The sequence below is a fragment of the Paracoccus zeaxanthinifaciens ATCC 21588 genome (genome assembly GCF_000420145.1).
Classification (GTDB): domain Bacteria; phylum Pseudomonadota; class Alphaproteobacteria; order Rhodobacterales; family Rhodobacteraceae; genus Paracoccus; species Paracoccus zeaxanthinifaciens.
Map to the genome: position 1 here is coordinate 96,052 of NZ_ATUJ01000007.1, position 24,623 is coordinate 120,674.

At 67.6% G+C, this 24,623-nt stretch carries 21 protein-coding genes; 7 read left to right on the plus strand and 14 right to left on the minus strand.

What is annotated here, in order from left to right; genetic code table 11:
* Positions 1–15 precede the first annotated feature (15 nt).
* The 3 genes from F804_RS0108855 to F804_RS0108865 are packed head-to-tail and all read left to right on the plus strand — an operon-like array spanning position 16 to position 2,160.
* Positions 16–384, plus strand: a complete 369-nt coding sequence (locus tag F804_RS0108855) for an ArsR/SmtB family transcription factor (protein WP_022707393.1) — start codon at positions 16–18, stop codon at positions 382–384.
* Entirely contained in the window at positions 368–1,249 is an 882-nt protein-coding gene (locus tag F804_RS0108860; RefSeq protein WP_022707394.1) for a PfkB family carbohydrate kinase, read from the plus strand. The genes F804_RS0108855 and F804_RS0108860 overlap by 17 nt, the downstream gene beginning before the upstream one ends.
* Positions 1,249–2,160 (plus strand): pseudouridine-5'-phosphate glycosidase, encoded by a 912-nt coding sequence (locus tag F804_RS0108865; RefSeq protein WP_022707395.1) that lies wholly within the window; start codon positions 1,249–1,251, stop codon positions 2,158–2,160. Before F804_RS0108860 ends, F804_RS0108865 begins: the two co-directional genes overlap by 1 nt.
* Here the strand turns inward: F804_RS0108865 and F804_RS0108870 are convergent, their stop codons facing one another.
* Together F804_RS0108870 and prfB are read right to left on the minus strand one after the other, a co-directional pair.
* Positions 2,161–3,222, minus strand: coding sequence for a patatin-like phospholipase family protein (locus F804_RS0108870; protein WP_022707396.1), 1,062 nt, complete (start codon positions 3,220–3,222; stop codon positions 2,161–2,163).
* Between the two features lie 72 nt (positions 3,223–3,294).
* Positions 3,295–4,422: a peptide chain release factor 2 gene (gene prfB / locus F804_RS0108875; protein WP_022707397.1), complete on the minus strand. Its 1,128-nt coding sequence runs from the start codon at positions 4,420–4,422 to the stop codon at positions 3,295–3,297.
* A 204-nt stretch (positions 4,423–4,626) separates the two neighbouring features.
* On the opposite strand from prfB, the gene F804_RS0108880 reads away from it, so the two are divergent.
* Positions 4,627–6,069, plus strand: coding sequence for a peroxidase family protein (locus F804_RS0108880; RefSeq protein ID WP_022707398.1), 1,443 nt, complete (start codon positions 4,627–4,629; stop codon positions 6,067–6,069).
* Here F804_RS0108880 and F804_RS0108885 read toward each other — a convergent pair.
* The 3 genes from F804_RS0108885 to F804_RS0108895 all read right to left on the minus strand — a co-directional run bounded on the left by F804_RS0108885 (position 6,066) and on the right by F804_RS0108895 (position 11,024).
* Entirely contained in the window at positions 6,066–8,618 is a 2,553-nt protein-coding gene (locus F804_RS0108885) for a penicillin-binding protein 1A (RefSeq protein WP_022707399.1), read from the minus strand. The genes F804_RS0108880 and F804_RS0108885 overlap by 4 nt on opposite strands.
* A gap of 67 nt (positions 8,619–8,685) precedes the next feature.
* Positions 8,686–9,894, minus strand: coding sequence for an N-acetylmuramoyl-L-alanine amidase (locus tag F804_RS0108890; RefSeq protein ID WP_022707400.1), 1,209 nt, complete (start codon positions 9,892–9,894; stop codon positions 8,686–8,688).
* Positions 9,891–11,024, minus strand: a complete 1,134-nt coding sequence (locus F804_RS0108895; protein ID WP_022707401.1) for a pyridoxal phosphate-dependent aminotransferase — start codon at positions 11,022–11,024, stop codon at positions 9,891–9,893. The genes F804_RS0108890 and F804_RS0108895 overlap by 4 nt, the downstream gene beginning before the upstream one ends.
* A gap of 159 nt (positions 11,025–11,183) precedes the next feature.
* Here F804_RS0108895 and F804_RS0108900 point away from each other — a divergent pair, with 159 nt between their 5' ends.
* Positions 11,184–11,930 carry a DsbA family protein gene (locus F804_RS0108900; RefSeq protein ID WP_022707402.1) on the plus strand — a complete coding sequence of 249 codons (747 nt, stop codon included), beginning with the start codon at positions 11,184–11,186 and terminating at the stop codon, positions 11,928–11,930.
* A gap of 309 nt (positions 11,931–12,239) precedes the next feature.
* Here the strand turns inward: F804_RS0108900 and F804_RS0108905 are convergent, their stop codons facing one another.
* From F804_RS0108905 to F804_RS0108930, 6 genes are all read right to left on the minus strand, one after another.
* Complete coding sequence (locus F804_RS0108905; RefSeq protein WP_022707403.1) at positions 12,240–13,670, minus strand: mannose-1-phosphate guanylyltransferase/mannose-6-phosphate isomerase; 1,431 nt, start codon at positions 13,668–13,670, stop codon at positions 12,240–12,242.
* Positions 13,671–13,822: 152 nt separating this feature from the next.
* Positions 13,823–16,786 (minus strand): TSCPD domain-containing protein, encoded by a 2,964-nt coding sequence (locus F804_RS16085; protein WP_022707404.1) that lies wholly within the window; start codon positions 16,784–16,786, stop codon positions 13,823–13,825.
* Between the two features lie 424 nt (positions 16,787–17,210).
* On the minus strand, positions 17,211–17,759 hold the full coding sequence (locus tag F804_RS0108915; protein WP_022707405.1) for a 5-formyltetrahydrofolate cyclo-ligase: 549 nt from the start codon (positions 17,757–17,759) through the stop codon (positions 17,211–17,213).
* Positions 17,756–19,147: a magnesium transporter gene (gene mgtE / locus F804_RS0108920; protein WP_022707406.1), complete on the minus strand. Its 1,392-nt coding sequence runs from the start codon at positions 19,145–19,147 to the stop codon at positions 17,756–17,758. The genes F804_RS0108915 and mgtE overlap by 4 nt, the downstream gene beginning before the upstream one ends.
* Positions 19,148–19,183: 36 nt before the next feature.
* On the minus strand, positions 19,184–19,987 hold the full coding sequence (locus F804_RS0108925) for an inositol monophosphatase family protein (protein WP_425413866.1): 804 nt from the start codon (positions 19,985–19,987) through the stop codon (positions 19,184–19,186).
* Between the two features lie 144 nt (positions 19,988–20,131).
* Positions 20,132–20,491 (minus strand): helix-turn-helix domain-containing protein, encoded by a 360-nt coding sequence (locus F804_RS0108930; RefSeq protein ID WP_028725808.1) that lies wholly within the window; start codon positions 20,489–20,491, stop codon positions 20,132–20,134.
* A gap of 186 nt (positions 20,492–20,677) precedes the next feature.
* On the opposite strand from F804_RS0108930, the gene F804_RS0108935 reads away from it, so the two are divergent.
* Complete coding sequence (locus tag F804_RS0108935) at positions 20,678–21,637, plus strand: NADPH:quinone oxidoreductase family protein (RefSeq protein ID WP_022707408.1); 960 nt, start codon at positions 20,678–20,680, stop codon at positions 21,635–21,637.
* A 100-nt stretch (positions 21,638–21,737) separates the two neighbouring features.
* A complete protein-coding gene (locus F804_RS0108940) occupies positions 21,738–22,481 on the plus strand; it encodes a Bax inhibitor-1/YccA family protein (protein WP_022707409.1) in 744 nt (247 codons plus the stop codon).
* A 57-nt stretch (positions 22,482–22,538) separates the two neighbouring features.
* Here the strand turns inward: F804_RS0108940 and F804_RS0108945 are convergent, their stop codons facing one another.
* The 3 genes from F804_RS0108945 to rpmA form a co-directional block, all read right to left on the minus strand.
* On the minus strand, positions 22,539–23,537 hold the full coding sequence (locus tag F804_RS0108945) for an LLM class flavin-dependent oxidoreductase (protein WP_028725810.1): 999 nt from the start codon (positions 23,535–23,537) through the stop codon (positions 22,539–22,541).
* A 96-nt stretch (positions 23,538–23,633) separates the two neighbouring features.
* Positions 23,634–24,206: a GNAT family N-acetyltransferase gene (locus F804_RS0108950; protein WP_084686555.1), complete on the minus strand. Its 573-nt coding sequence runs from the start codon at positions 24,204–24,206 to the stop codon at positions 23,634–23,636.
* 135 nt (positions 24,207–24,341) lie between these two features.
* On the minus strand, positions 24,342–24,614 hold the full coding sequence (gene rpmA, locus F804_RS0108955; protein ID WP_022707412.1) for a 50S ribosomal protein L27: 273 nt from the start codon (positions 24,612–24,614) through the stop codon (positions 24,342–24,344).
* Between the last annotated feature and the right edge of the window lie 9 nt (positions 24,615–24,623).

Genomic DNA, 24,623 nt, shown 5'->3' on the forward strand with positions numbered 1-24,623 from the left:
AGGCCCGATCCCCATATGCCCCCTGCCCCCATTCCACCATCCGGCCCCGACCGGCTGGACCTGATCTTCGCGGCCCTTGCCGATCCCACGCGCAGGCGCGTCATGTCGATGCTGCTGGAAGACGACATGGCCGTCAGCGACGTCGCCCAGCCCTTCGAGATGAGCCTTGCGGCCGTGTCCAAGCACCTCTCGGTGCTTGCAGCCGCGGGCCTGATCCGTCAGGAACGGCGGGGCCGGATCACCTGGTGCATGCTGGACCCTTCGGGAATGCGCATGGCCTCGGTCTGGATGCAGGGCTTCGGACAATTCGATCCGGTGGACCTGGACGATTTCGAACGCTTCCTGGAAGCCGAACTGAGGGAAATGGATGACGACGACGCCTGAGGTCCTGTGCATCGGGGCGATGCTGTGGGACGTGATCGGCCGCGCGCCGCGCCGCATGGCGCCCGGTGCGGATGTGCCGGGACGGATCCGCCACATTCCGGGGGGCGTCGCGCTGAATGTCGCGGTCGCGCTGGCCCGTTGGGGCGTCTCGCCCGCCGTGCTGTCCGCCGTGGGCCGCGACCCCGAGGGCGAGGCCCTGATCGCCGAGGCCGAGCGCCTTGGCGTGCTGACCGGACACTTGTTCCGCGACGGCGGCCTGCCCACCGACTGCTACATGGGCATCGAGGACAGCGAGGGGCTGATCGCGGCCATCGCCGACGCCCATTCGCTGGAGGAGGCGGGCGACGCGATCCTCTCGCCCCTGGACGACGCGCTGGCCGCCTGGTCGCGCCCGGTGGTGCTGGACGGCAACCTGACCGAGGATCTGCTGGCCGTGATCGCCCGCGATCCGCGCCTGTCCCATGCCGATCTGCGCGTGGTGCCCGCAAGCCCCGGCAAGGCCGAGCGGCTGGAGCCCCTGATCGCCGCACGGCGCGGCTGCTTCTATCTCAACCGTCTCGAGGCCGAGATCCTGGCCGGGCGCGCCTGCGCGGATGCCGCCAGCGCCGCCGAGGCCGTGGTCGCGCGCGGCGCCGCCCGCGTGCTGGTCACGGACGGTCCCCATGCGGCGGCGGATGCGATGGCCAACGGGCCGACCCTGACCCATCGCCCGCCCCCCGTCACGGTCGCGCGCGTCACCGGCGCGGGCGACTGCTTCCTTGCCGCGCATCTTGCGGCCGAATTGAAGAACCAGCCGCGCGATGCGGCCCTGCGGCAGGCGGTCGAAGCCTCTGCCGCGCATGTCTCCGGAAAGGACGTCCCCTGATGAAAGATGCCCCCCTCAGCTTCTCGCCCGAAGTCGCAGATGCGTTGAAGCAGGGCCGCCCGGTCGTGGCGCTGGAATCCACGATCATCACCCACGGGATGCCCTGGCCGCAGAACCTGGAAATGGCCCAGAAGGTCGAGGATGTCATCCGCGAAGGCGGTGCGGTCCCCGCGACCATCGCCGTGATGGGCGGTCGCATCCATGTCGGCCTGACGACCGAGGAACTGACCGCGCTGGCCCAGACCCCGCCCGACCAGGCGATGAAGCTGAGCCGCGCCGATCTGGCCGTCTGCATCGCGAACGGTCGCACCGGCGCCACGACGGTCGCGGCCACGATGATCTGCGCCGAACTGGCGGGCATCCACGTCTTTGCCACCGGCGGCATCGGCGGCGTTCATCGCGGCGCGGAAACCAGCTTCGACATCTCGGCCGACCTGCAGGAGCTGGGCCAGACCCCCGTCACCGTCGTCGCGGCGGGCGCGAAGGCGATCCTCGACCTGCCCAAGACCTGGGAGGTTCTGGAGACGCTCGGCGTTCCGGTCATCGCCTTCGGTCAGGACGAGCTGCCCGCCTTCTGGTCGCGCGAGAGCGGCATCAAGGCGCCGCTGCGCATGGACGATCCGGCGGAGATCGCCGGGGCCGCGAAGATGCGCGCGCGCCTGGGCCTGAAGGGCGGCCAGCTGGTCGCGAACCCGATCCCGGCCGATGCCGAGATCGCGCGCGACGAGATCATGCCCGTGATCGAACAGGCGCTGGCCGAGGCCGAGGCGCAGGGCATTGCGGCCAAGGCCGTCACGCCCTTCCTGCTGGGCCGCATCTTCGAACTGACCGAGGGCCGCTCGCTGGCCTCGAATATCGAGCTGGTGCTGAACAACGCCCGCCTGGCCGCGAAGATCGCCGCCGCCTTCTGATCAGGCGACGGGATTGTCGAACAGGGTCCGCAGATCGAAGCTGTCGGCCCTGTTCAACTTGTCGGCGTGCCGGTCCAGGAATGCATCGGCCGCCGCCTGCCCCGCGGATTTCATGTCCTCCAGCATCCCGGGCCGCGGCAGCAGCTTGGACCGCGCGTTCAGGTCGTTCATCAGCTTGTCGTCGTCGATCAGGTGCACCAGCACGTTCTTCATGGCGCGGTTGTTCATCCGCCCCTCGTCGAACAGCTTCTTGACGAAATTGATCGCCCGCAGCTGCGACAGGAGCGAGCTGTTGAAGCTGACCTCGTTCACGCGATCCGCGATCTCGACCGGACTGCGCGGGACCACGTCGCGGACCAGCGGATTGATCGCCACGATCATGATGTCGCGCGGGAACCGCCCCTCGTACAGCGGAAACAGGGCCGGGTTGCCGGTAAATCCCCCGTCCCAATAGGCCTCGGTCATGCCCGATGCGGGGCACGCGATCTCGACCGCCTGGAACATCGTCGGCAGGCAGGCCGAGGCCATGATCGCATCGACCGTCGCATCCGCGCCCGTGAACACCCGCAGCCGCCCCGTCCGCACATTGGTCGCGGCCACGAACAGCTCGGGGCCGCCCGCGCAGGCGTAATCGGCATAGGGAAGCCCCTGCATCAGCGGCCCGAGCGGGTTGGTATAGAGCGGGCCGTAGTCGTAGGGGCTGAAGATCCGGGTCAGGTTCTCGAGCCAGGCCGAGGGCTGGAACATCTCGGTCCAGCGCTGCATCGTGCGGTTCATCGGCATCAGCGACTGCGTCCAGCGCACGATGCGGTTGTCGCTCATCAGGCCGACCTCGGACCAGAGGCGGTCCAGGTTCTCCTTGGCGGCCATGCGGCCCGCGCGCCCGCCATGCGCGCCCAGGCCCGCCTTCAGCGCCGCGCCGTTCAGCGCCCCGGCCGAGGTGCCGCTGACGGCGGCGATCTCCAGCCAGTGTTCGTCAAGAAGACGGTCCAGAACGCCCCAGGTGAAGGCGCCATGCGCCCCGCCGCCCTGCAGGGCCAGGTTGACCGATTTGCGTTCCATCCAGCCCCGCATTCCTTTCGCAGTCGCAGAAAGGATAGGAAGGCGGGGCCGATGACGCAAGCTGCCGGGGGATCAGTCCTCGGCGTTGGCCTCGGCGCGGCTTTTCCCGGCGACATCCAGCGCCAGCGTGGCGGCCATGAAGGCATCCAGATCGCCGTCCAGCACGCCCTGCGTGTCGCTGGTTTCCTCGGAGGTGCGCAGGTCCTTGACCATCTGATAGGGGTGCAGGACGTAGGACCGGATCTGGTTGCCCCAGCCGGCCTCGCCCTTGGCGGCGTGCTGGGCGTTGATCTCGGCGTTGCGGCGGTCCAGCTCCATCTGGTACAGGCGCGCCTTCAGCGCGGCCATGGCGTTGGCGCGGTTCTGATGCTGCGACTTCTCGGAACTGGTCACCACGATGCCCGTCGGGATGTGCGTGATCCGCACCGCCGAGTCGGTCGTGTTGACGTGCTGACCGCCCGCACCGGACGAGCGGTAGGTGTCGATGCGGATCTCGTTGTCGGGGACCGTGATCTCGATATTCTCGTCGACCACCGGATAGACCCAGACGCTGCTGAAGCTGGTGTGACGGCGCGCGGCGCTGTCATAGGGGCTGATGCGGACAAGGCGATGCACGCCCGATTCCGATTTCAGCCAGCCATAGGCGTTGTGCCCGCTGATCTTGTAGGCCGCGCTGCGGATGCCCGCCTCGTCGCCGCCGGTCTCGGACAGAAGCTCGACCTCGTAGCCCTTCTTCTCGGCCCAACGGACATACATCCGCGCCAGCATCGACGCCCAGTCGCAGCTTTCGGTGCCGCCCGCGCCCGCGTTGATTTCCAGGAAGGTGTCGTTGCCGTCGGCCTCGCCGTTCAGCAGGGCCTCCAGTTCCTTCTGCGCGGCCAGCTCGGCCAGCGATTTCAGGTTCGCCTCGGCCTCGGAGACCAGATCGGCATCGCCCTCTTCCTCGGCCAGTTCGACCATCTCGGCATTGGCGGTCAGGTCGGCGTCGATCCGGCGATAGGTCTCGATCGCGTCGGCCAGCGCCTGGCGTTCGCGCATCAGCTTCTGCGCGCGGGCCGGGTCGGACCACAGGTCGCCATCCTCGATCATGGCGTTCATTTCTTCCAGGCGATGGGGCGCGGTCTGCCGGTCCATGCGCTGACCCAGCAGCGTCAACGAGCGACGGATGGATTCGATTGTGGACTGCGTCTCGGCGCGCATGGAATTCCCCTTCTGGTGCGAGGGGCAGACATAGCTTGCCCCGCATCCGGCGGCAAGACCGGGCGAAGCCGCCGCGCCGAAAGGATTAATCCATTATGGATAATCAAATTACATTTAAATTGATTCAATTGTTATTTCCTTTATATTTTGGCCCGTGATCTTTTAAATGTCCCCGAGGTTATCATGTCCCATCAAAATCACGGAATGAGCGGTTTCGACCGCTTCGTCGAAGCCTGCCTTCACGGCGAGGCGCTGAACAGCACCGATCATGTCCTGCCCCAGGTCTTCGGTCGCCTTCTGAACCACAACCCGCTTGTCTGGCACGGCGACGAACAGGTGCTTCTGTCGGTCTTCGGCAGCCTGATCGACACGCTGCGGCTGGATGACGACAGCGGGCCCGCCGATGCGGGGCTGACCTTCTTCGGGCAGTTCATCGACCACGACGTGACCTTCGACGTGACCAGCGTCATCGGCCGCACCATCGACCCGCGCCGCATCCGCAACATCCGCACGCCCAACATGGACATGGATTGCGTCTATGGCGACGGCCCCGAAGCCAGCCCGCATCTCTATACAGAGCTGGAGGGCCACGAGGGTTACCTGCTGTTCGGGCGGTCGGACTATCACCTGGACCTGGCGCGCAACGCCAAGGGCACGGCGCTGATCGGCGACCCGCGCAACGACGAGAACATCTTCGTCAGCCAGATCCAGGGCGCATATATCTGCCTGCACAACCTGATCCTGCGGCAGCTTCACACCAACGGGCCGATGGCCTCGGACATCCGCGATCGCTCGATGGCCGGAACCTCGAACGACCTGTGGTCGGGAAATGCGAGAATACCGGTAAATGATTATGAAATCGCCCGGCGTTTCGTCCAATTGCATTATCAGACGCATGTCATGGACGATTTTCTTCCGGGTTTCGTGGCGCAGAATGCGCTTCACGACGCGAAGGAAGGCGCGGGTTATCTCAGCGACGCGCCGCTGATGCCGGTCGAGTTCTCGGGCGCCTGCTTCCGCTTCGGCCATGCGACCGTCAGGAACCGCTATCAGCTGTCGCCGGGGACCGAGATCTCGATCTTCGGGCATCGCGGCAAGCGGACGGCGGAACACCAGATGGACATGGGGCTGTTCTTCCAGTCGGGACACCAGCCTGCGCAGAAGGCCCGCCCCGTCGGGCTGGGCGTGGCCGAGGGCCTGTTCGAGCTGCCTTTCATCCATGACGGCCTGCACCTGCCAAACGGTACCGAAGTCCCGGTCGAACTGGCGCGCAAGCTGCCGCTGCGCAACATCCTGCGCGACCGTTACGCGCTGGAGATCGCAAGCGGCCAGCAGGCCGCGGCGGCGCTGGACCTGCCCGCCCTGCCCGCGCCCGAGGTTCTGGCCGATGCGGGGATCACGCGCACGCCGATGTGGTTCTATGCCCTGCAAGAGGCCGATGCCGGCGGCCAGGGTCGCCTGACCGGCGTGGGCGGACGGATCGTCGCGACCACGCTGATCCGCATCCTGCAGGCCGATCCAGACAGCCTGTGGCACGCCCACGGGTTCGAGCCGCTGCCCGAGCTGGCCCGGATCGGCGACTGCTTCGCCTGGGTCGAGGAGAACCGCGTCGACCTGCTGGGCCACGTGGATCTGCTGAACGGTTAATACAGCCCGCCCGAGGACATGGTCCCGAAATCGGGCCGCTTGGGGATGACCCGCTTCTGGCCGGTCGAGGTGGTGATCGACTGCCCCGTCCGGCCCGAGGCACCGGCCTCCCACGGCAGGATGACGGTGGCGTCCCCGAAGCCCGACACGACATAGGGCGACAGCCAGTCCGGATCGGTCCCGTCGCGGAAATATTCGCTGATGACGTTCGGCCCCGTCGCATCGTCCGGCAGGCGCTGGCCGGTCACGCGGTCGATCTTGACCCAGTAGCCGCCCGGCGGGACCTTGAACTCGGTCCCGCCGAATTCGCGCACGGCCTCGCGCATGAAGGCGTTGAAGACCGGAACGCACAGCGTCCCGCCATAGGCGCTGGACCCGAGCGACCGCGGCTGGTCGTACCCCAGATAGCAGCCCGCCACGATATTGCTGGAATAGCCGATGAACCACACGTCCTTTGCGTCGTTCGTGGTGCCCGTCTTGCCCGCGATCGGCACGGGCAGGTTCACGCCCTTGCCCGACCCGCGCTTGACCACGCCCTCCATCATCGAGGTCAGCTGATAGGCCGTGACCGCGTCCATCACCCGTTCGCGATTGTTGTCGATGACCGGCCCCTGGCCGAAGGGCAGCGCCTGCATGCCGCAGGTCTCGCACACACGCTTGTCGTGGCGATAGACGGTGCGCCCGCGACGATCCTGCACGCGGTCGACCAGCGTCGGCTCGACCCGCTCGCCGCCATTGGCGAACATCGCATAGGCCGCGACCATCTTGAACAGCGTCGTCTCCTGCGCGCCAAGCGAGTTGGCAAGGAAGGGCCGCAGCTTGACATAGACGCCGAAACTCTCGGCATAGCGGGCGACGTTCTCCATGCCGATATCGTCGGCGATGCGGATGGTCATCAGGTTGCGCGACTGCTCGATCCCGGTGCGCAGGGGAGTCGGACCGTAATGGCGACCCGAGCTGTTCTTCGGCTCCCACAGGCCCTGCGGCGTGTTGATGCGGATGGGTTCGTCCACCACGATCGTCGCGGGGGTATAGTTGTTGTCCAGCGCGGCGGCATAGACGAAGGGCTTGAAGGCCGAACCCGGCTGGCGCTGCGCCTGCGTCGCGCGGTTGAAGACCGAGGACTGGTACGAGAACCCGCCTTGCATCGCCAGCACGCGCCCGGTGTTCACGTCCATCGCCATGAAGCCGCCCTGCACCTGCGGCACCTGCCGCAGCGTCCAGCGGATGAAGCTGCCGTCGCTGTCGCTGGTCATCGCGCGCACCAGCACGACGTCGCCCAGTTCCAGAAGGTCGGACGCGACCTGCGCGCGCGGGCCCAGCTGCCCGCTGTCGCGGTCCAGCCTGCGCGCCCATTGCACGTCGCGGGCGGGGATCCAGTGGCCGTCGGCGTCCTCCTCGATCCCCTCGATGCCGATGCGGGCGTCGCTTGCGCCCAGTTCCAGCACGACGGCGGGGTGCCAGCCGGGAATGTCGCGCGGCAGGCGCAGGTCCCACAGGGCGCCGCGCCACTCGGCCTCGTCGTCCAGCAGGTCGGCGGCGATCACCTCGCCCGTGCCGCGCCAGACGCCGCGACCGCGGTCGTAATCCTCCAGCGCGCGTTGCAGTGCCGATGCGGCCTGGTCCTGCAGGTTCGGCTCGACCGTGGCGCGGATGGTCAGGCCGCCGCCGAAGAACTCCTCCTCGCCGAACTCGCGGCTCAGCTGGCGGCGGATCTCGTCGGTGAAGTAGTCGCGCGGCGGCATCTGGCTGCCGGCCGAGGGGAAGTCGCCGTTCTGGACCGAGCGCAGCGGCAGACGCGCCTCGGACTGATAGGTCGCCTCGTCGATGAAGCCGTTCTGCCACATCTCGCGCAGGACATAGTTGCGCCGCTCGGTCACGCGCTCCTTGGCGCGGACGGGGTGGTATCGGCCCGGCGCCTGCGGCATCGCGGCCAGCATCGCGGCCTCGTGCGGGGCCAGCTCGGCCAGCGCCTTGTTGAAATAGACCTGCGAGGCCGCGGCCACGCCGAAGCTGTTCTGCCCCAGGAAGATCTCGTTCAGGTACAGTTCCAGGATCTCGTCCTTGGTCAGCGTGCGTTCCAGCCGCGCCGCCAGGATCAGTTCCTTGACCTTGCGTTCGACGCTGCGGTCGCTGGACAGAAGGAAGTTCTTCATCACCTGCTGGGTGATCGTGGACGCGCCGCGCACGCTGTTGCCGCGACTGGCGACAGCCTGCCACGCGGCCCCCACGATGCCCCGCAGGTCATAGCCCGGATGGCTGTAGAAGTTCTTGTCCTCGGCGCTGATGAAGGCCTGCTTGACCAGGTCGGGGATTTCCTCGACCGGGACGAAGATGCGGCGCTCCTCGGCGAATTCGTCGATCAGCTGACCTTCGCCGGAATAGACGCGGCTGATCGTCTTCGGCGCATACTGGGCCAGCGTCTCGTGGCTGGGCAGATCGCGGCTGTAGATCCAGAAGATCCCGCCCACGGTCAGCGCGGCGAAGAACAGACCGGTCACGACCCAGGAAAAGATCGCACCGAAGAAGGACAGGATGGGACGCAGCACGCAATAACCGCCTTGTGAACGCAGGTGAGGTCTCTATACCGCCCTTCGCCCGGACGGTCAAAGCACGTCAGCGTCGAAGAAGCTGCGTCCGCGCACCCTCGTCCCGCCACCATCCGAGCGTGGCGTCGGCCACCGCCTCGACCATGCGGGCGCGCCAGGCCGGGTCGGTCAGGTTCTGCCGGTCGTTCGGGTCGCTGATGAAGCCCAGCTCCAGCAGCGCCGAGGCGATGTCGGGCGATTTCAGCACCGAGAACGCGGCCCCCTGGATGGGCCTGCCATGCAGCCCGATGCCCTTCAGCGCCATGCGCGACGCCAACAGCCGCGCGAAGGCGTCCGATCGGGGCTGCGTGTCGGTGCGCGCGAAATCCATCAGGACATGGGCGAGGGCGTCATCCTCGCCCGCAAGGTCCATGCCCGTCAGCAGGTCCGCGCGGTCGTGGCGCATCCCCAGTTGCCGTGCCGCGCGGGCATTGGCCTTGGTGTCCCAGACATAGACCGTCGCCCCCGCCGCCTGCCCCCGCGGCAGCGCGTCGGCATGCAGCGACAGCATCAGGTGAGAGCCCGCCTCCCTTGCCGTGGTCATGCGCGATTCCAGCCCGACATAGACGTCGCGATCGCGCGTCATGTTCACCGTCACGCCGCGCGCCTGCAACGCGTCGCGCAGCTCCTGCGCGAAGGTCAGCACGAGGACGGCCTCGGTCTCTCCTCCGGCCTGGGCACCGGGATCGAAGCCTCCGTGACCGGGATCCAGCGTCACGATCAGACCGTCGGCGCGTTCGAAGGGAACGATCTCGGCGGGATCGGGCAGATTGCGCAGCGCGGCAGCGGCCGAGGGGCGCGGCGCGAAAGCCTCGTCCGAGACCGGATCCAGCAGGATGCGCAGGCCCGCCTCGGCGCCGCCCACATCCATTCCGGCCTGGGTGACGCGGAAGGGACCGGGCAGTTCGAACACCATGCGCGACCAGCCGCGGCGGAAGGCGCCCCACCGGATCGCGGGAAGAAGATCGTTCCCGAACAATCCCTTCGGGCTGCTTCCGCGAAAGTCTATACCCTTGACATCGACGACCAGGCGCGCCGGATCCCCCACCAGGAAGACGCGCCACGGAACGGGGCGGTCCAGCACCAGCCGGAACTCCAGCGGCTGGGGGCCGAAGACGCGCTGCCACCAGCCGTCGGGTGCCTGCGTGATGGATGACGCCCCCGTCAGCAGGCGGGCATCCTCGGCCATGGCAGGGAACGCCATGGCCAGCGCAAGGATCGCAGCAAGCGCCTTCATCTTGCGGCCATGAAGTCCGTCAGGCGGCGCAGACCCTCGGCGATGTCCTCGGTCGCGCGGGCATAGCTGAAGCGCAGCCACTGCCCCCCGCGCTCCGGATCGAAGTCCAGCCCCGGCGTCACCGCGACACCCGCGCCGTCCAGGATCTCTCGGGCCAGGTCCAGCGAATTGTCGGTCAGGTGCGACACGTCGGCATAGACGTAGAACGCGCCCTCGGGCGGGGCGATGCGGTCGAAACCCGCCTTGGGCAGCCCCTCCAGCATCAGGCTGCGGTTGCGGGCATAGACGGCAAGGTTGGCTTCGGCCTCGGGGATGCAGTCCAGCGCGGCAAGGGCCGCGATCTGGCTGGCATGGGGCGGGCAGATGAACATGTTCTGGGCCAGACGCTCGAATGTGCGGACCATGTCGGGCGGCACCACCATCCAGCCCACGCGCCAGCCGGTCATCGAGAAATACTTGCTGAAGCTGTTGATGACGATCACGTCATCCGTCACCTCCAGCGCGGAATGGCAGCGATCGCCATAGGACAGCCCGTGATAGATCTCGTCCGAGATCAGCGTCATGCCGCGCGCCTTCGTGGCATCGGACAGCGCCTGCAGTTCCGGCACGGTCAGCACGGTCCCCGAGGGGTTGCCGGGCGATGCGACGATCAGGCCCTGCGCATCGGGCAGATCCTCGGGGCGCGGCTGGAAACGGTCCTCGGGGCGGGTCGGGATGCCGACCGGGTCCAGCGACATCGCCCGCAGGATCTGGCGATAGCTGGGATAACCGGGGAACCCCATCGCCACCTTGTCGCCCGCCTCGAACAGGGCCGAGAACGCCAGCACGAAGGCGCCGCTGCTGCCCGCCGTCACGACCACCCGCGCGGGGTCCAGATCGATCCCGTACCAGCGGCGATAAAGGTCCGCGATCCCCTGCCGCAATTCGGGCAGCCCAAGCGCGACCGTGTATCCAAGCGGCGCGTCCAGCGCATCGGCCAGCGCGCGACGGGCACCTTCGGGCGCGGGGGTGCCGGGCTGGCCGACCTCCATGTGGATGATGTGGCGGCCCGCCGCTTCGGCGCGGGCGGCATCGGCCATGACGTCCATGACGATGAAGGGGTCCACCTGACCCCGATCGGATTTGCGCATGCTCGGACCTCGGTTCTTTTGGCTGCCCTGATAGCGCGACAGGGGCTGCGGGGCCAAGCACCTTCCTGCGGGATCGGTCACGCCGCCGTGTTCGCAGGCTGCTTGCGCCGCCGGACCGGTCGGTCCACTGTTTGTCGCGAAACGACCAGAGGTTCGCAGATGAAGCGCATGATCGCCGCCCTTGTCATGGGCACCGCACTGGCAGGCCCAGCCCTGTCCTTCGACATCCAGTCCATGTCCGACGAAGAAAAGGCAGCCTTCGGCGAGGCCGTCCGCGAATACCTCGTGGCCAATCCCGAAACCCTGGTCGAGGCGATCACCGCACTTGAGGAACGCCAGGCCCAGACCGCCGCGATGGACGACCAGCAGCTGATCACCCAGAACAGCGAGGCGATCTTCCAGGACGATCACAGCTGGGTCGGCGGCAATCCGGACGGTGATCTGACCATGGTCGAGTTCATGGATTATCGCTGCGGCGTCTGCCGGCAATACAATGAATCGGTGTTCGACGCCGTCGAGGATGACGGCAATATCCGACTGATCGTGAAGGAATTTCCGATCCTCGGCGAGGATAGCGAACGCTCCAGCCGCTTCGCGCTGTCGGTCAAGGCGCTTGCGGGCGACGACGCCTACAAGGCTGCCCATGACGCGCTGATCACCCTGCGCAGCAGCGCCTCGGACGACGCGCTTCGCGGGATCGCGGACGAGATCGGCGTGGATGCCGACAAGGCCATTGCGGGCATGCAGGACGATGCCGTGACCGAGATCCTGCGCAAGAATTACGAGCTGGCGCAAAAGATGGGCATCCAGGGGACGCCCAGCTTCGTCATCGGCGACCAGCTGCTGCGCGGCGTTCCGCGCGCAGGCATCGCCTCGACGGTCGAACAGATCCGCGAGACGATGTGATCCCTGACGGACGAAGGGGCGGGCATGGCCTGCCCCCTCGTCCGGTCGGCGCATCCACTGCCGGTAGATGCTGATCCGGGCAGGTTAGGCCGTGAACGCGTTACCTGCCGCCTGCTGGATAAGGAAGGTCGGCCCCTCATCCCAGGGAAGGAATCTGCCTGCCAGCCCGAGCGATTGGTTTCTACGCGACGGTCAGGCTGCGAGCAGCGCAGCGACTGTGCCCCCGAACCCAGACAGCCCGCGACGCAGGTAGCGGGCTGTCGGACGGATCGGACGGAACCTGCCCCGGATCGTCCCCGGGGCAGCGCCTCAATCTTCGCTCGAGCGGGAATAGACGTCCTCGTAGCGGATGATGTCATCCTCGCCCAGATAGCTGCCGGTCTGGACCTCGATCAGGACCATCGGCACCTTGCCCGGGTTCTCCATCCGGTGGACGGCACCCAGGGGGACATAGATGGACTGGTTCTCGGTCACGAGGGTGACCTGATCGTCCACCGTGACGCGGGCGGTGCCGTTCACCACGATCCAGTGCTCGGACCGGTGGACATGGCTTTGAAGCGACAATGCGGCGCCCGGCTTGACAACGATGCGCTTGACCTGGAAGCGGTCGGCAAGGGCCAGCGTCTCGAACCAGCCCCAGGGGCGATGATCGCGCGGGAAGGATTCGGCCTGCTTGTGGCCCTTTTCCTTCAGCGCGGTGACGGCCTTGCGCACATCCTGCGCGCGCGACTTGTCGGCCACCAGAACCGCATCCGAGGTGGCGACGACCATCAGGTCCTTCAGCCCGATCCCCACGACCTGCAGATCGGAATCCTCGGAGCGCAGCAGCACATCGTCGCAATCGATCGCGGTCGAGTTCCGGCAGGCGACGTTGCCCCCTGCCTGCCCGTCCAGCTGTTCGCGCCAGACCGCGTCCCAACCGCCCAGATCCGACCAGCGCCCCGAGAAGCGCACGACGCTGAGGTTGTCGGCCTTCTCCATCACGGCAAAGTCGATGCTGTCGTCGCGCGCGCTGTCCCAGCCCGCACGCGCAAGGCGCAGGAAGCCCAGATCGACATGCGATTCATCGATGGCGCGGGTGACCGGCTCGATGAATTCGGGGGCGTGGGCCTTGAAGGCCTCGATCATGACGCGCGCGCTGAACAGGAAGATGCCCGCGTTCCACAGGAAATTGCCCGCCTGCAGCATCTGCTCGGCGCGCGCGGCGTCCGGCTTCTCGACGAAGCGGGTCAGCGGCTGCACCGCTTCGGGGCCGTTGCCGCCCAGTTCGAGATAGCCATAGCCGGTCTCGGGGCGATCGGGCGTGATGCCGAAGGTGACGATCCGCCCCTGGCGCGCGGCGACGGCGCCCGTCTCGACCGCTTCGCGGAATGCGCCCGCATCGGGGATCACGTGGTCCGAGGGCGCGACCAGCAGCAGCCCCTCGGGGTCGGTCTGCGCCTGCAGCAGGGCGGCGGCAAGGATCGCGGGCGCGGTGTTGCGGCCCGAAGGCTCGATCACGATGCGCCCGGGTTCGATCCCGGCCTGTTCCAGCTGCTCGGCCACGATGAAGCGGAAATCGGAATTGGTCATCACGACCGGCGCGGCGAAGCCGTTCCCCGACAGGCGCAAGGCCGAGGCCTGGAACAGCGTCTCATCCCCGATCAGCTGGGCGAATTGCTTGGGAAAGCTCTTTCTGGAAACGGGCCAAAGCCGCGTGCCGGAACCTCCAGCCATCAGAACCGGGGTGATCGTACTCATGACAAACCTCTTTGCGCGGCCCGCGCGTCAACAATGCTTCCTTGCGCGGCCCCCGCAGGGGCCACCCGCGCAGGATAGCCCCGAACCATACGCGGACAAAAGGCAATCCGTCACCTTTTATCGCAATGTTTCGAACGGAATGGGCCGGACGCTCAGTGTCCGCGGTCGCAGATCGGGCAATGCGGCGCGCCGTCCGACCCGACCGAGGTCGCCTCGCCGCAGATGCTGCAGGCGTGGTGGCGCAGGCTTGCGCGGCCCTGCAGCACCATCAGCTCCTGCGGCAGACGCTTGCGCAGGTAACCGGCGCTGCTGATCTGCTTGAGCATGGTCAGCGATTTCGGCTCGGGGCGCTCGGGCGTGCGCCGCCCCTCGGCGCGGCCGCCGCCCAGATCGTCGAAGCGCGCCCCCTCGGGCTTCACATGCGCCAGGTCCGTCCGGTCGAGATAGCTGACCGCCAGTTCGCGGAAGACGTAATCCAGGACCGAGGTCGCCGTCTTGATGCTGTCGTTCCCCTCGACCGGGCCGGCAGGCTCGAAGCGGGTGAAGGTAAAGGCGTCGACGAATTCCTCCAGCGGGACGCCGTATTGCAGCGCGACCGACACGGCGATGGCGAAGTTGTTCATCATCGCCCGGAAGGCCGCGCCCTCCTTGTGCATGTCGATGAAGATCTCTCCGACCGAGCCGTCATCGTATTCGCCGGTCCGAAGATAGACCTTGTGCCCGCCGACGCTGGCCTTCTGGGTATATCCCTTGCGGCGCTGCGGCAGCTTGCGGCGATCGCTGCGGGCGGCCTCCTTGACGACGATCCGCTCGGCCATGCGTTCGGCCAGGGCGCCCGCGCGGACAGGTGCGGGGGCATCGGGCAGGATGTCGTCCTCGACCTCGGCGACATGGGCGGCAAGGCGCGACCCCTCGCGCTGGATGCGGCAGTGCCAGAGGCCCAGATCATGCGCCAGCTCGAACAGGGACTGGATCTGGGCGATGCCGGTCGCATGCGGCACGACGGTCCGGCGCTGCACGTCGCCCGACAGCGCGTGCTGGACGGCGGCGGTCAGGCGGATCGACGCCTCGGGGTGGACGCGGCGGGTGCTGCTGCGCCCGACGGCCTGCGCGCAGTCGAAGACCGCCAGGTCGGCAGGGTCCAGATCGGGGGCGCCCTCGACCGTCATCGCGCCGCAGACATGGGCGTTCGCCGCCTGGATCTGGCGGGCCGAGAAGCCCAGATGCGCCAGCATGTCGAAGCCGGGATCGTCCAGCCGGTCCTGCGGGATGCCCAGGATGTCGCGGCAGAATTCCTGCCCGAGCGTCCACTGGTTGAAGACGAAGCGGATGTCGAAAGCATCCGGCAGCGCGGCCTCGATCCGGTCGATCTGGTCATGGCCGAAGCCGTGGCCCGCAAGGGCCGCGTGGCCGATCTCGGGGCTGCCCAGCAGGGTGCCGTGCCCCGTCGCATGGGTCGCGATCCGCGCGATCGCATCGGTCGGATAGCCCAAGGCGCCCAGCCCTGCGGCAACCGCGGGCGCGATGACACGGCGATGCGCGCCATCCGCGTCGGGCACATGATGGACCAGCGCCTGAAGCGGCTCGATGCCGTCGGCCTCCCAGCCCAGAAGCAGCCGCAGATCGCCCGAGGGACGGACGGCGCAGACCTGTCCGTGACGCAGGCCCGATGCCTGGGCCAGGGCCAGCGCATTGCCGAAGATGGCCTGCGCCGGGCCGCGCTCATCGGCGCGATCCGACAGCATGCGCAACATCGCCCGCCGGTGGGTGCCGAAGGCGGTCCCCTCGGCCGTGCAGGCCGCGATGCGGGCCGAACTTTCCCACGCCGCACCCGCGATGACCGCGCACAGTTCGGTCGCAAGCTCCTGTGCCTCATCCGATCCATAGGCAAGGCCCATCGACATCAGCACGGCCCCCAGCCCCACGGGGCCGATCGCAAGGTGATCGGCCTGCGGGTCCGCGGCGTGCTGCGCGATCGCGGTCAGGCGGGTGGCATGGGCCAGCCCCTGGTGGTCGAACTGGCCGCCCTGACAGAAGGCCGGCAGGTACAGATGCGCGGACAGATCGGCCCGCCCCGCAAAGGGGGGCATGTTGTCCGTGAATTCCAGCGCGGGATCGCCCGTCGCCCATGCGGCATCGCCGATGCGATCCCACAGGCCGGCATCGTCGCCGTCCTGCATGGCGCGCAGGAAGCCGTCGCCCAACCGCAGGGTGCACTCGGTCTGCTGGCCGGTGACGCTGGCCCAGCCCTCGCCGTCCCAGTCGTCGTCGAAGACCGGCAGCTCGGTCGAGGCAAAGCCCTGGCGCGCATGATCCAGCACGCGCTGCACCTGCGTTTCGGGGATCATCGCGCGGCGGGCCTCGCGCAGGGCATGGCTCAGCGCGGGTTCAGTACCGGTGCGGGCAACCTCGGCCAGGGCGGCAAGGCGGTCGCGCTGCATCCGCGACCCGGCGATCAGCGCCGAGAGCTTGCGTTCCTCGTCCAGCTTCCAGTCAATGAAGCGGCGGGCCTCGGGGTGGGCCACGTCGCAGACCGCATGGATGCCCGGCTTGCGGATCGCGGCACCGCGCATCAGGGCGGCGCGCGCGCGGTCGGCCTCTTGCAGCGGGGCCATCAGGGGCGCGTCATCGGCAAAGCGCAGCGTAGTGTCGGTGTCAGGGCGCGCCGGTTCCTCGGCGCCATAGGCCCAGGCAAGGCCGAAACCGTCCCAGAGACCCGCCACCGGCGCGGCCATCCCCTGCGCCATCATGCGCGTCATGTCGTCCAGAAAGGCGCGGGCGCAGGATTCCGACGCCAAGGTTCCGGCCTTCCATGCGCGATGGGTCAGCGCGCCTGCGATGCGTTCGATCAGCTGGGGCAGACCGCCCTCATCGCTGAACGACGCCCCCGGCGCGGGACGCGAGGGCCAGAGGAATTCGGGAACGCCATCCTCGGGGATGCGCTGCGTTTCGGACGGCACGACGCCGCGCGCCAGCATCGAGGCAAGGGCATCGACCTGGATCGCGGACCAGTGGGATGGGGCAAGCACGTCGCCCTTGTCGGACGGATGCGCGACCAGCGCGATATCGGCCCATGGCCCCGCGAGGTCGTTCGAGAAGCGACGTTCGATCTGCATGGTTTGCGCCATCCTTCCTGCATCGCGCCCGCGCGACAGACCTGCCCACGCGCATGACGCGGGGATCGGAGGGCATGGCCATCCGTTTCGGTCCTATCGAATTCGCATGTGGCTGCGGCTCGAATCGCCACCACATCTTGTGCCGGTTGGGCTGTTTGACCCAAGGTGGCGCGCGCCTTGGGGCCTTTCAACCGCTTTATTTGGCCCGTGTCGGGCGTCCCGCCATTGACAGGGGCGAAGGCGGATTCGCCCACAGGACAAGGCGATCACGGACGGGAAAACAGGGGGCAAGCGGCGATTTCCGCGCGAAACCAAGGGCGTGCCGAAACCCGCCCTCAGCTTATCCACAGGGTTGCGCGAAAACCGCCCACAGCTTGCTCACAGCCGATGCAAAAACGTCACAATCGGCAGGTTTTTGCAGGGCTCAGCCAGCAGCCTCGGGGAAGACAGCCCCGGCATCGGTGACGATCAGGTCCAGCGGCTGATCGAAGGGCTCGACGGGAATCGCCTGAACGCGCTGACAGGCGAATGCCAGGCCCATCGCCAGCACAGGCCCCTGCGCGCGCAGCCGTTCCAGGGTGCGGTCGTAGAAGCCGCCGCCATAGCCCAGCCGGTGCCCCTGCCCGTCGAACCCCGCCAGCGGGACGATCACCACGTCGGGGCGCATCTCGGGCGCATCCGGCCCGGGATGAGAGACGCCGAAATCGCCGCGCACCAGCGGTGCATCGGGCTGCCATTCGCGAAAGACCAGCGGCCGGTCGCGGCCCGTGACCACCGGCAGGACCAGCCCGCCCTGATGGTCCTGCAGCGCGGGCCGGGGGTCGGCCTCGTCGCGGATGGGCCAATAGGCCGCGACGACGCCGCGCCGGAAGGGCAGCAGCGCATTCGCAAAGTGCCGCGTCAGCGCATCCGCGTCGCCGCCTGCCGCGCGTGCCGCCAGCGCCTGGGCACGCAGCGTGGCCTTCGCGGTCACAGCAGCACCGCCGATGCCAGCCCGAGGAAGGCGAAGAAGCCCACCACGTCCGTCACCGTGGTCACGAAGGTCCCCGAGGCAAGCGCGGGGTCGGCGCCCACCTTCTCCAACCCCAGGGGCACGAGGATGCCCGCAAGCGCCGCGATGGCCAGGTTCACGATCATCGCGACGGCGATCACCGCGGCCAGCGACACGCCGTCGAACCAGATGAAGGCCACGATCCCCATGACGACCGCGAAGGCCAGGCCGTTCAGAAGGCCCACGATCGCTTCTCGTCTGACGACGCGCCAGACATTGCTTCCGCTCAGGCTCTTGGTGGCAAGGGCGCGCACGGCGACGGTCAGCGTCTGCGTGCCCGCGTTCCCGCCCATCGAGGCGACGATGGGCATCAGCACGGCCAGGGCCACGACCTGCTGGATCGTCGCCTCGAAGACGGCGATGACCAGCGATGCGGCAATGGCGGTCGCCAGGTTCACGATCAGCCAGGGCAGGCGCTGGCGCAGCGTCTCGGCCACGCTGTCGGTGATGGCCGATTCCTCGCCCACGCCCGCAAGGCGCAGGATGTCTTCCTCGTGTTCCTCGTCCAGGACGGTCATGGCGTCGTCGATGGTGATGACGCCGACCAGCCGCTCCGATGCATCGACCACCGGGGCCGAGATCAGGTGGTACTGGTTGAAGGCATAGGCGACATCGCCCTCTTCGGCATAGGCGCTGATGGTGCGGAAGCTGTCCTCGGCCAAGTCGCGCAGCGGCACGTCGCGCCGCGTCGCCAGCAGGCGCCCAAGCGTGACATAGCCGATGGGATGGCGGCGCGGATCGACCAGGATGATGTGATAGAACTGCTCGGGCAGCCATTCCTCGGCGCGCAGGAAGTCGATCGTCTCGCCCACGGTCCAGTGTTCGGGCGCGGTGACGACCTCGGACTGCATGAGGCGGCCCGCCGAGTATTCGGGATAGGCCAGCGACTGCTGGACGGCGGCGCGATCGCTTTCGTCCAGCGCCGCCAGGATCTCGGCGCGGTCGGGTTCGTCCAGATCCTCGATCAGGTCGACGACATCGTCGCTGTCCATCTCCCGGACGGCCTCGGCAAGGACGTGCCGGGGCAGCATCTCGACGAATTCCTCGCGGATGGATTCGTCGATCTCGGACAGGATCTCGCCGTCGATCTCACCGCCATAGAGGTCGATGAAATCCTTGCGCCCGCTCGGGGTCAGCCGCTCGATCAGGTCGGCGATGTCGGCGGCGTGCATCGGCTCCAGCGCCGCGTTCAGCATGTGGGCGTCGCCCGCCTCCAGCGCCTCGTCGACGCGGGCCAGCCATTCGGGGCCCGGGCCGAAATCGCCTTCGTCGCGGTCGTCCTGACGGTCCAGGATCTGTTCTTCGGCCATGATGTCCCTCTTGTCTTGCGTTACCGGCCCAACAGATCAGCCGCGCAGAAGTTCAAGCGCGGCACGGTGCAGTTCGGGGCTGGCGGCGGCGATGACCTGCCCCCCTTCATGCGCCGGACCGCCCTGCCAGTCGGTGACGATCCCGCCCGCCGCCTGCACGACGGCCAGCGGCCCCGCGATGTCATAGGATTGCAGACCGGCCTCGATCACAAGGTCGATCTGTCCGATGGCCAGCAGACCATAGGCATAGCAGTCCAGACCGTAGCGCGTCAGCCGCACCCGGTCGGCCACGCGGCGGAACGCGGCGGCCTCGGGCGGGGTGCCGATCTCGGGGAAGGTGGACAGCAGCGTGGCCTGCGCCAGGTCCACGCCGTGACGGACCGCAAGGCGGCGTTCGCCCATCGGGCCGGTCATCCGCGCCTGGCCCAGCCCGCCCTCGAACCGTTCGGCGGTATAGGGCTGGTCGATCAGGCCATAGCGGACCCCCTGCCCGTCCGACAGCCCGATCAGCACGCCCCAGCTGGCCGCACCGCTGATGAAGGCACGCGTGCCGTCGATCGGGTCCAGGATCCAGGTCAGGCCGCTGGTGCCGGCAAGCGCGCCGTATTCCTCGCCCAGGATGCCGTCACCCGGGCGCTCGGTCGCCAGCACCTCGCGCATGGCGCGTTCGGCGGCGCGGTCGGCCTCGGTCACGGGGTCGAAATCCGCGGGGCGCTTGTTGTCGGCGGCAAGATCATCGCTGCGGAAGAAGGGCAGGATCGCCGCCCGCGCTGCATCGGCCATGCGATGGGCCGTGCGGATCAGCAGGGCGCTGTCATGCCCCTCGATGCTGTCGGTCATGCTGTGCATAAGGCCCCCTTCGCTGCCGTTCGGATCGGTGTAACCCGTCCCGGCTGCGGGGACCAGCCATCCGGCGCGACTGTCGCCGTGGCTTCATCTTGCAGATGTGACGGGGCCCGCGACGATGCGCGGGCCCCGTTCAGATCACGCTGCGTCCGACAGCACCCTTGCCAGTTCGAAGATCTGGCGGCGCTGCGCGGCCGGCATGGTGTAATAGGCGCGCACAAGCTGCAGCGCCTCTTTGTCGGCGAAGATATCGCCTTCGACGATATCCGGGATCTCGCCCTCCATCAGCCCTTCGAAGAAGAAGCTGACCGGGACATCGACCGCCTGGGCGATATCCCACAGACGCGAAGCCGAGACGCGGTTCATCCCCGTCTCGTACTTCTGGATCTGCTGAAACTTGATCCCGACCTTATCGGCAAGCTGCTGCTGCGTCATACCGATCATCCAGCGGCGATGGCGAATACGTTTACCAACATGAACATCTACACTGTGCTTCATCGTCCAGCCCTTTCAATCTAAAGAGGCGGTAACCCGACGAGGCTCAATTAGCGAGTGTCATGTTGGTTAAGGCGTCCCATTCTGACCAAAAAGACAGGTCCGGACAGCCCGAAGGTGACCTTTCGTACAGCATCTCGACAGAATGCCTCGTTCCCGGTCAGATATCCGCAAAGGGAGGAACGCGTCATGATTCGGACAGCCGTCATCGAAACAGCGGGCAGCGATCCGGTGCTGCGGCAGGTCCCGCGCCCCGCCGCGGGGGATGGCAGGGTGCATGTCCGCATGGTCGCGTCAGCCCTGAATTTCGCCGATCTGCTGAAGGCGCAGGGCAAGTATCAAGAGCGTGAGGAGCTTCCCTTCGTGCCGGGCCTGGAAGGTGCGGGCGTCGTCGTCGACGCCCCCGAGGGCGCATCGGTCGCGCCGGGCGACAGGGTGATCGTCGCGGCCCCCGGCACCATGGCCGAAGAGGTCGCGGTTCCCGAAGCCGCGGTCCAGCGCATCCCCGACGAGATGGGCTTTGCCGAGGCTGCCGGTTTCCATGTGGCTTATGGGACAAGTCACATGGCACTGTCAGGTCGCGCGCGACTTAAACCGGGCGAGACACTCGTGGTCCTGGGGGCCGCCGGAGGGGTCGGCCTGACCGCGGTCGAGATCGGCCGCGCGATGGGCGCGCGGGTGATCGGCGTGGCCCGCGGGGCGCACCGGCTGGCCGTGGTTAAGGCGGCGGGCGCGCACGAGGTGATCGACAGCGCCGAATGCACGGATCTGCGCGCCGCGCTGCGCGACCTGGGCGGCGTGGATGTCGTCTATGACGCCGTGGGGGCCGAACCGGGCGAGGCCGCGTTCCGCGCCCTGCGGCGCGGGGGACGGTTCCTGCTGATCGGCTTCGCGGCGGGCCGCCCGCCCGAGCTTCCGCTGAACCACGCGCTGGTCAAGAACATCGCGGTCCACGGCTTCTACTGGGGCGGATATCGCGATCTGGACCCCGACGCCATGTCCGACAGCATGGAGGCCCTGTTCGCGATGTATCGCGCCGGCAATCTCAGCCCCGTCACCGGCGAGACGCTGCCCCTCGACCGCATCGCCGAGGCCTTTGCCATGCTGAGAGAGAGGCGCAGTGTCGGGAAACTGGTCATCACCTTCTGAAAAGCGCGACCTGACGCCTCTGTCAGTTGAAAAGCGGCGCGTTCCGCACGATATTCAAGCACAAGGCGCACCAGCGCCATTCATGCTTAGGGAGACTTCGATGGCAGACTACAACACCTACCGCTCCGCGCAGGGCGTCGGCGCCCGCCAGGCGGCGGTCGACGAGGGGCTGCGGGCCTACATGAACAAGGTTTATGGGCTGATGGCAGTGGGCATGGGTGTGACCGCCGTCGCGGCCTATGGCATCGCCACCGCAGCCGTGAACGACGGTCAGCTGACCCAGCTGGGCTATGCGATCTACGCCTCGCCGCTGAAATGGGTCATCATGTTCGCGCCGCTGCTGATGGTCTTCGCCTTCGGCGCCGCGATCAACCGCCTGTCGGTCGGCGCGGCCACCGGCCTGTTCTATGCCTTCGCGGCCCTGATGGGCCTGTCGATCAGCTCGATCTTCCTGGTCTACACCTCGGTGTCGATCGTGCAGACCTTCCTCGTGACCGCGATCGCCTTCGGCGGCCTGTCGATCTATGGCTATACGACCAAGAAGGACCTGTCGGGTCTGGGCACGTTCCTGATGATGGGCCTGATCGGCCTGATCGTCGCGTCGATCGTGAACATCTTCCTGCAGTCCAGCGCGATGCAGTTCGCGATCTCGGTGATCGGCGTACTGATCTTCGCGGGCCTGACCGCCTATGACACGCAGAACATCAAGAACACCTATCTGCAGATGGCCGGTTCGGACAGCGACTTCATCGGCAAGACCGCGATCATGGGTGCCCTGCGCCTGTATCTCGACTTCCTGAACCTGTTCATGTTCCTGCTGCAGTTCATGGGCAACCGCGAGTGATCGCGACGACCCGCTGAAACGACGAAGGCCCCGGCATCGCGCCGGGGCCTTTTTTCGTCATGCAGCCCGGCTTGCAGGCATGTCCGACAGCACCTCGGACGCGATGCGGAAGCTGTTCAGCCGCGCCTGGTGGTCGTGGATCTGACCGGTCAGGATCAGCTCGTCCGGTCGGTATTCCGCGATGATGCGGCCCAGCTGGTCGCGGATGTCGTCGGCGGTGCCGCAGGCGGTCACGCGCAGCGACTGGTCGACCGCACGACGCATCGGCGCGCCGATCGCCGCGTCGATATCGTCCACCGGAACGGGGAACTTGCCCGTCTGCCCCGTGCGCAGCCGCGCGAAGGCCTGCTGCATGCTGGTGCGCAGGCGGGCGGCCTCGGCCGAGGTATCGGCGGCGAAGACGTTGACCGCGACCATCGCATGCGGCTTCTGCCAGCGGGCCGAGGGGCGGAAATGGCTGCGATAGACATGCAGCGCCTGCTCCAGCGCGTCGGGCGCGAAATGGCTGGCGAAGGCATAGGGCAGCCCCAGATGCGCGGCCAGTTGCGCCCCGAACAGGCTGCTGCCCAGGATCCAGACCGGCACCTCGGTCCCCTCGCCCGGCAGCGCGCGCACGGCGGCACCCGGCTGCTTCGGCCCCAGATAGTCGATCAGTTCGACCACGTCCTGCGGGAAGCTGTCCGCCATCGGATCGCGGCGCAGGGCGCGGATCACGGACTGATCGCCCCCCGGCGCGCGGCCCAAGCCAAGATCGATCCGGTCGGGAAAGGCCGTGGCCAGCGTGCCGAACGCCTCGGCCACTGTCAGGGGCGCGTGGTTCGGCAGCATGATGCCGCCCGCACCGACGCGGATCCGCGACGTCTGCTGCGCGATCAGGCCGATCAGCACGGCGGTCGCGGCGCTGGCGATCCCCTCCATGTTGTGATGCTCGGCCAGCCAGTAACGGTGATAGCCCCAACCCTCGGCGTGCCGCGCGAGGTCGAGGCTGTTCGCGATCGCGTCCCGCGCCTCGGACCCTTCGGGGACCGGCGCAAGATCGAGAAGCGAATAGGGGATGTGCTGCGTCATTCACGCTATCTAGGCGGAATTGCGGACTCTGCAAGAAGGGGCCGGTCGCGGATGTGAAAAAGGGGCGCGCGGCGCCCCTTCCCCTCAGCCCATCTTGCGCAGATAGGTCCATGTCGGCACGCGCGCATTGCGTGCGACCGACCAGCTTTCGGCATCGCCCAGATAGGCGAACCCGCAATTGGTCAGCACCCGGGCCGAACCGGGGTTGTCCTGGAACGCCTCGGCGAACAGGGTCCGCGCCTTGTGGGGGTTGGCCGCGACGATGGCCGCGACGGCCTCGGTCGCAAAGCCCGTGTTCCAGAAGCCCGCACCGATCCAGAAGCCAAGCTCGGACTGCTCGCCCTCCATCCGGGTCAGCGAGACGACGCCCAGCACCTCGGCCAGGTTGTTGGCAGAGCCGTCGATGGCCCAGACATCCTCGTCGCGGTCGGTCGACAGGGCGCGCGCGACGAAACTGTCGGCGCTGCCGGGCGGCAGCGGATGCGGAATGGCGCGCGTCCCCTCGGCCACGCGGCGATCGCCGGTGTAATGCGCGATCAGGCCGGCATCGGACGGGCGCAGCGGGCGCAGCACGAAGCGATCGGTAGGGATCACCGGCTGCGTCAGGGCAGCGGCATCGACGGGCTTCAGGTCATCCAACCGCGAACCCTCCCTCATGGGTGCAGACATTACCATGTTTCCTCCCCCGGAAACTGGCGCCGGATCATCTCCGGGCAATACCTTGTTACGAAAACGGCTGGGGGGACCGGCTTTCGCCGATCCCCCCTCTAACATCGAAATGTTACGCCCGGGTTACTCGGCAGCTTCCTGCGTAGCAGGCATGACCGAAATATAGGTGCGACCCTTCAGGCCCTTGCGGAAGGACACGTGGCCGTCGGTCAGTGCGAACAGGGTGTGGTCCTTGCCCATACCGACGTTCTCGCCCGCCCACCACTTGGTGCCGCGCTGACGCACGATGATGTTGCCCGCGATGGCCGCCTGGCCACCGAACAGTTTCACGCCAAGACGGCGACCGGCAGAGTCGCGACCGTTGCGCGAGGAACCGCCTGCTTTCTTATGTGCCATGGGTAGTCC

What these genes read in the sequence shown, in the direction of transcription:
- F804_RS0108895 (WP_022707401.1), bottom strand. Translation starts at nt 11,024, where the DNA reads ATGCGCAAATCCGATCGGGGTCAGGTGGACCCCTTCATCGTCATGGAC.
- F804_RS0108900 (WP_022707402.1), top strand. Translation starts at nt 11,184, where the DNA reads ATGAAGCGCATGATCGCCGCCCTTGTCATGGGCACCGCACTGGCAGGC.
- F804_RS0108930 (WP_028725808.1), bottom strand. Translation starts at nt 20,491, where the DNA reads ATGAAGCACAGTGTAGATGTTCATGTTGGTAAACGTATTCGCCATCGC.
- F804_RS16085 (WP_022707404.1), bottom strand. Translation starts at nt 16,786, where the DNA reads ATGCAGATCGAACGTCGCTTCTCGAACGACCTCGCGGGGCCATGGGCC.
- mgtE (WP_022707406.1), bottom strand. Translation starts at nt 19,147, where the DNA reads ATGGCCGAAGAACAGATCCTGGACCGTCAGGACGACCGCGACGAAGGC.
- F804_RS0108880 (WP_022707398.1), top strand. Translation starts at nt 4,627, where the DNA reads ATGAGCGGTTTCGACCGCTTCGTCGAAGCCTGCCTTCACGGCGAGGCG.
- rpmA (WP_022707412.1), bottom strand. Translation starts at nt 24,614, where the DNA reads ATGGCACATAAGAAAGCAGGCGGTTCCTCGCGCAACGGTCGCGACTCT.
- F804_RS0108925 (WP_425413866.1), bottom strand. Translation starts at nt 19,987, where the DNA reads ATGACCGACAGCATCGAGGGGCATGACAGCGCCCTGCTGATCCGCACG.
- F804_RS0108855 (WP_022707393.1), top strand. Translation starts at nt 16, where the DNA reads ATGCCCCCTGCCCCCATTCCACCATCCGGCCCCGACCGGCTGGACCTG.
- F804_RS0108905 (WP_022707403.1), bottom strand. Translation starts at nt 13,670, where the DNA reads ATGAGTACGATCACCCCGGTTCTGATGGCTGGAGGTTCCGGCACGCGG.
- prfB (WP_022707397.1), bottom strand. Translation starts at nt 4,422, where the DNA reads ATGCGCGCCGAGACGCAGTCCACAATCGAATCCATCCGTCGCTCGTTG.
- F804_RS0108935 (WP_022707408.1), top strand. Translation starts at nt 20,678, where the DNA reads ATGATTCGGACAGCCGTCATCGAAACAGCGGGCAGCGATCCGGTGCTG.
- F804_RS0108940 (WP_022707409.1), top strand. Translation starts at nt 21,738, where the DNA reads ATGGCAGACTACAACACCTACCGCTCCGCGCAGGGCGTCGGCGCCCGC.
- F804_RS0108865 (WP_022707395.1), top strand. Translation starts at nt 1,249, where the DNA reads ATGAAAGATGCCCCCCTCAGCTTCTCGCCCGAAGTCGCAGATGCGTTG.
- F804_RS0108860 (WP_022707394.1), top strand. Translation starts at nt 368, where the DNA reads ATGACGACGACGCCTGAGGTCCTGTGCATCGGGGCGATGCTGTGGGAC.
- F804_RS0108870 (WP_022707396.1), bottom strand. Translation starts at nt 3,222, where the DNA reads ATGGAACGCAAATCGGTCAACCTGGCCCTGCAGGGCGGCGGGGCGCAT.
- F804_RS0108950 (WP_084686555.1), bottom strand. Translation starts at nt 24,206, where the DNA reads ATGAGGGAGGGTTCGCGGTTGGATGACCTGAAGCCCGTCGATGCCGCT.
- F804_RS0108890 (WP_022707400.1), bottom strand. Translation starts at nt 9,894, where the DNA reads ATGAAGGCGCTTGCTGCGATCCTTGCGCTGGCCATGGCGTTCCCTGCC.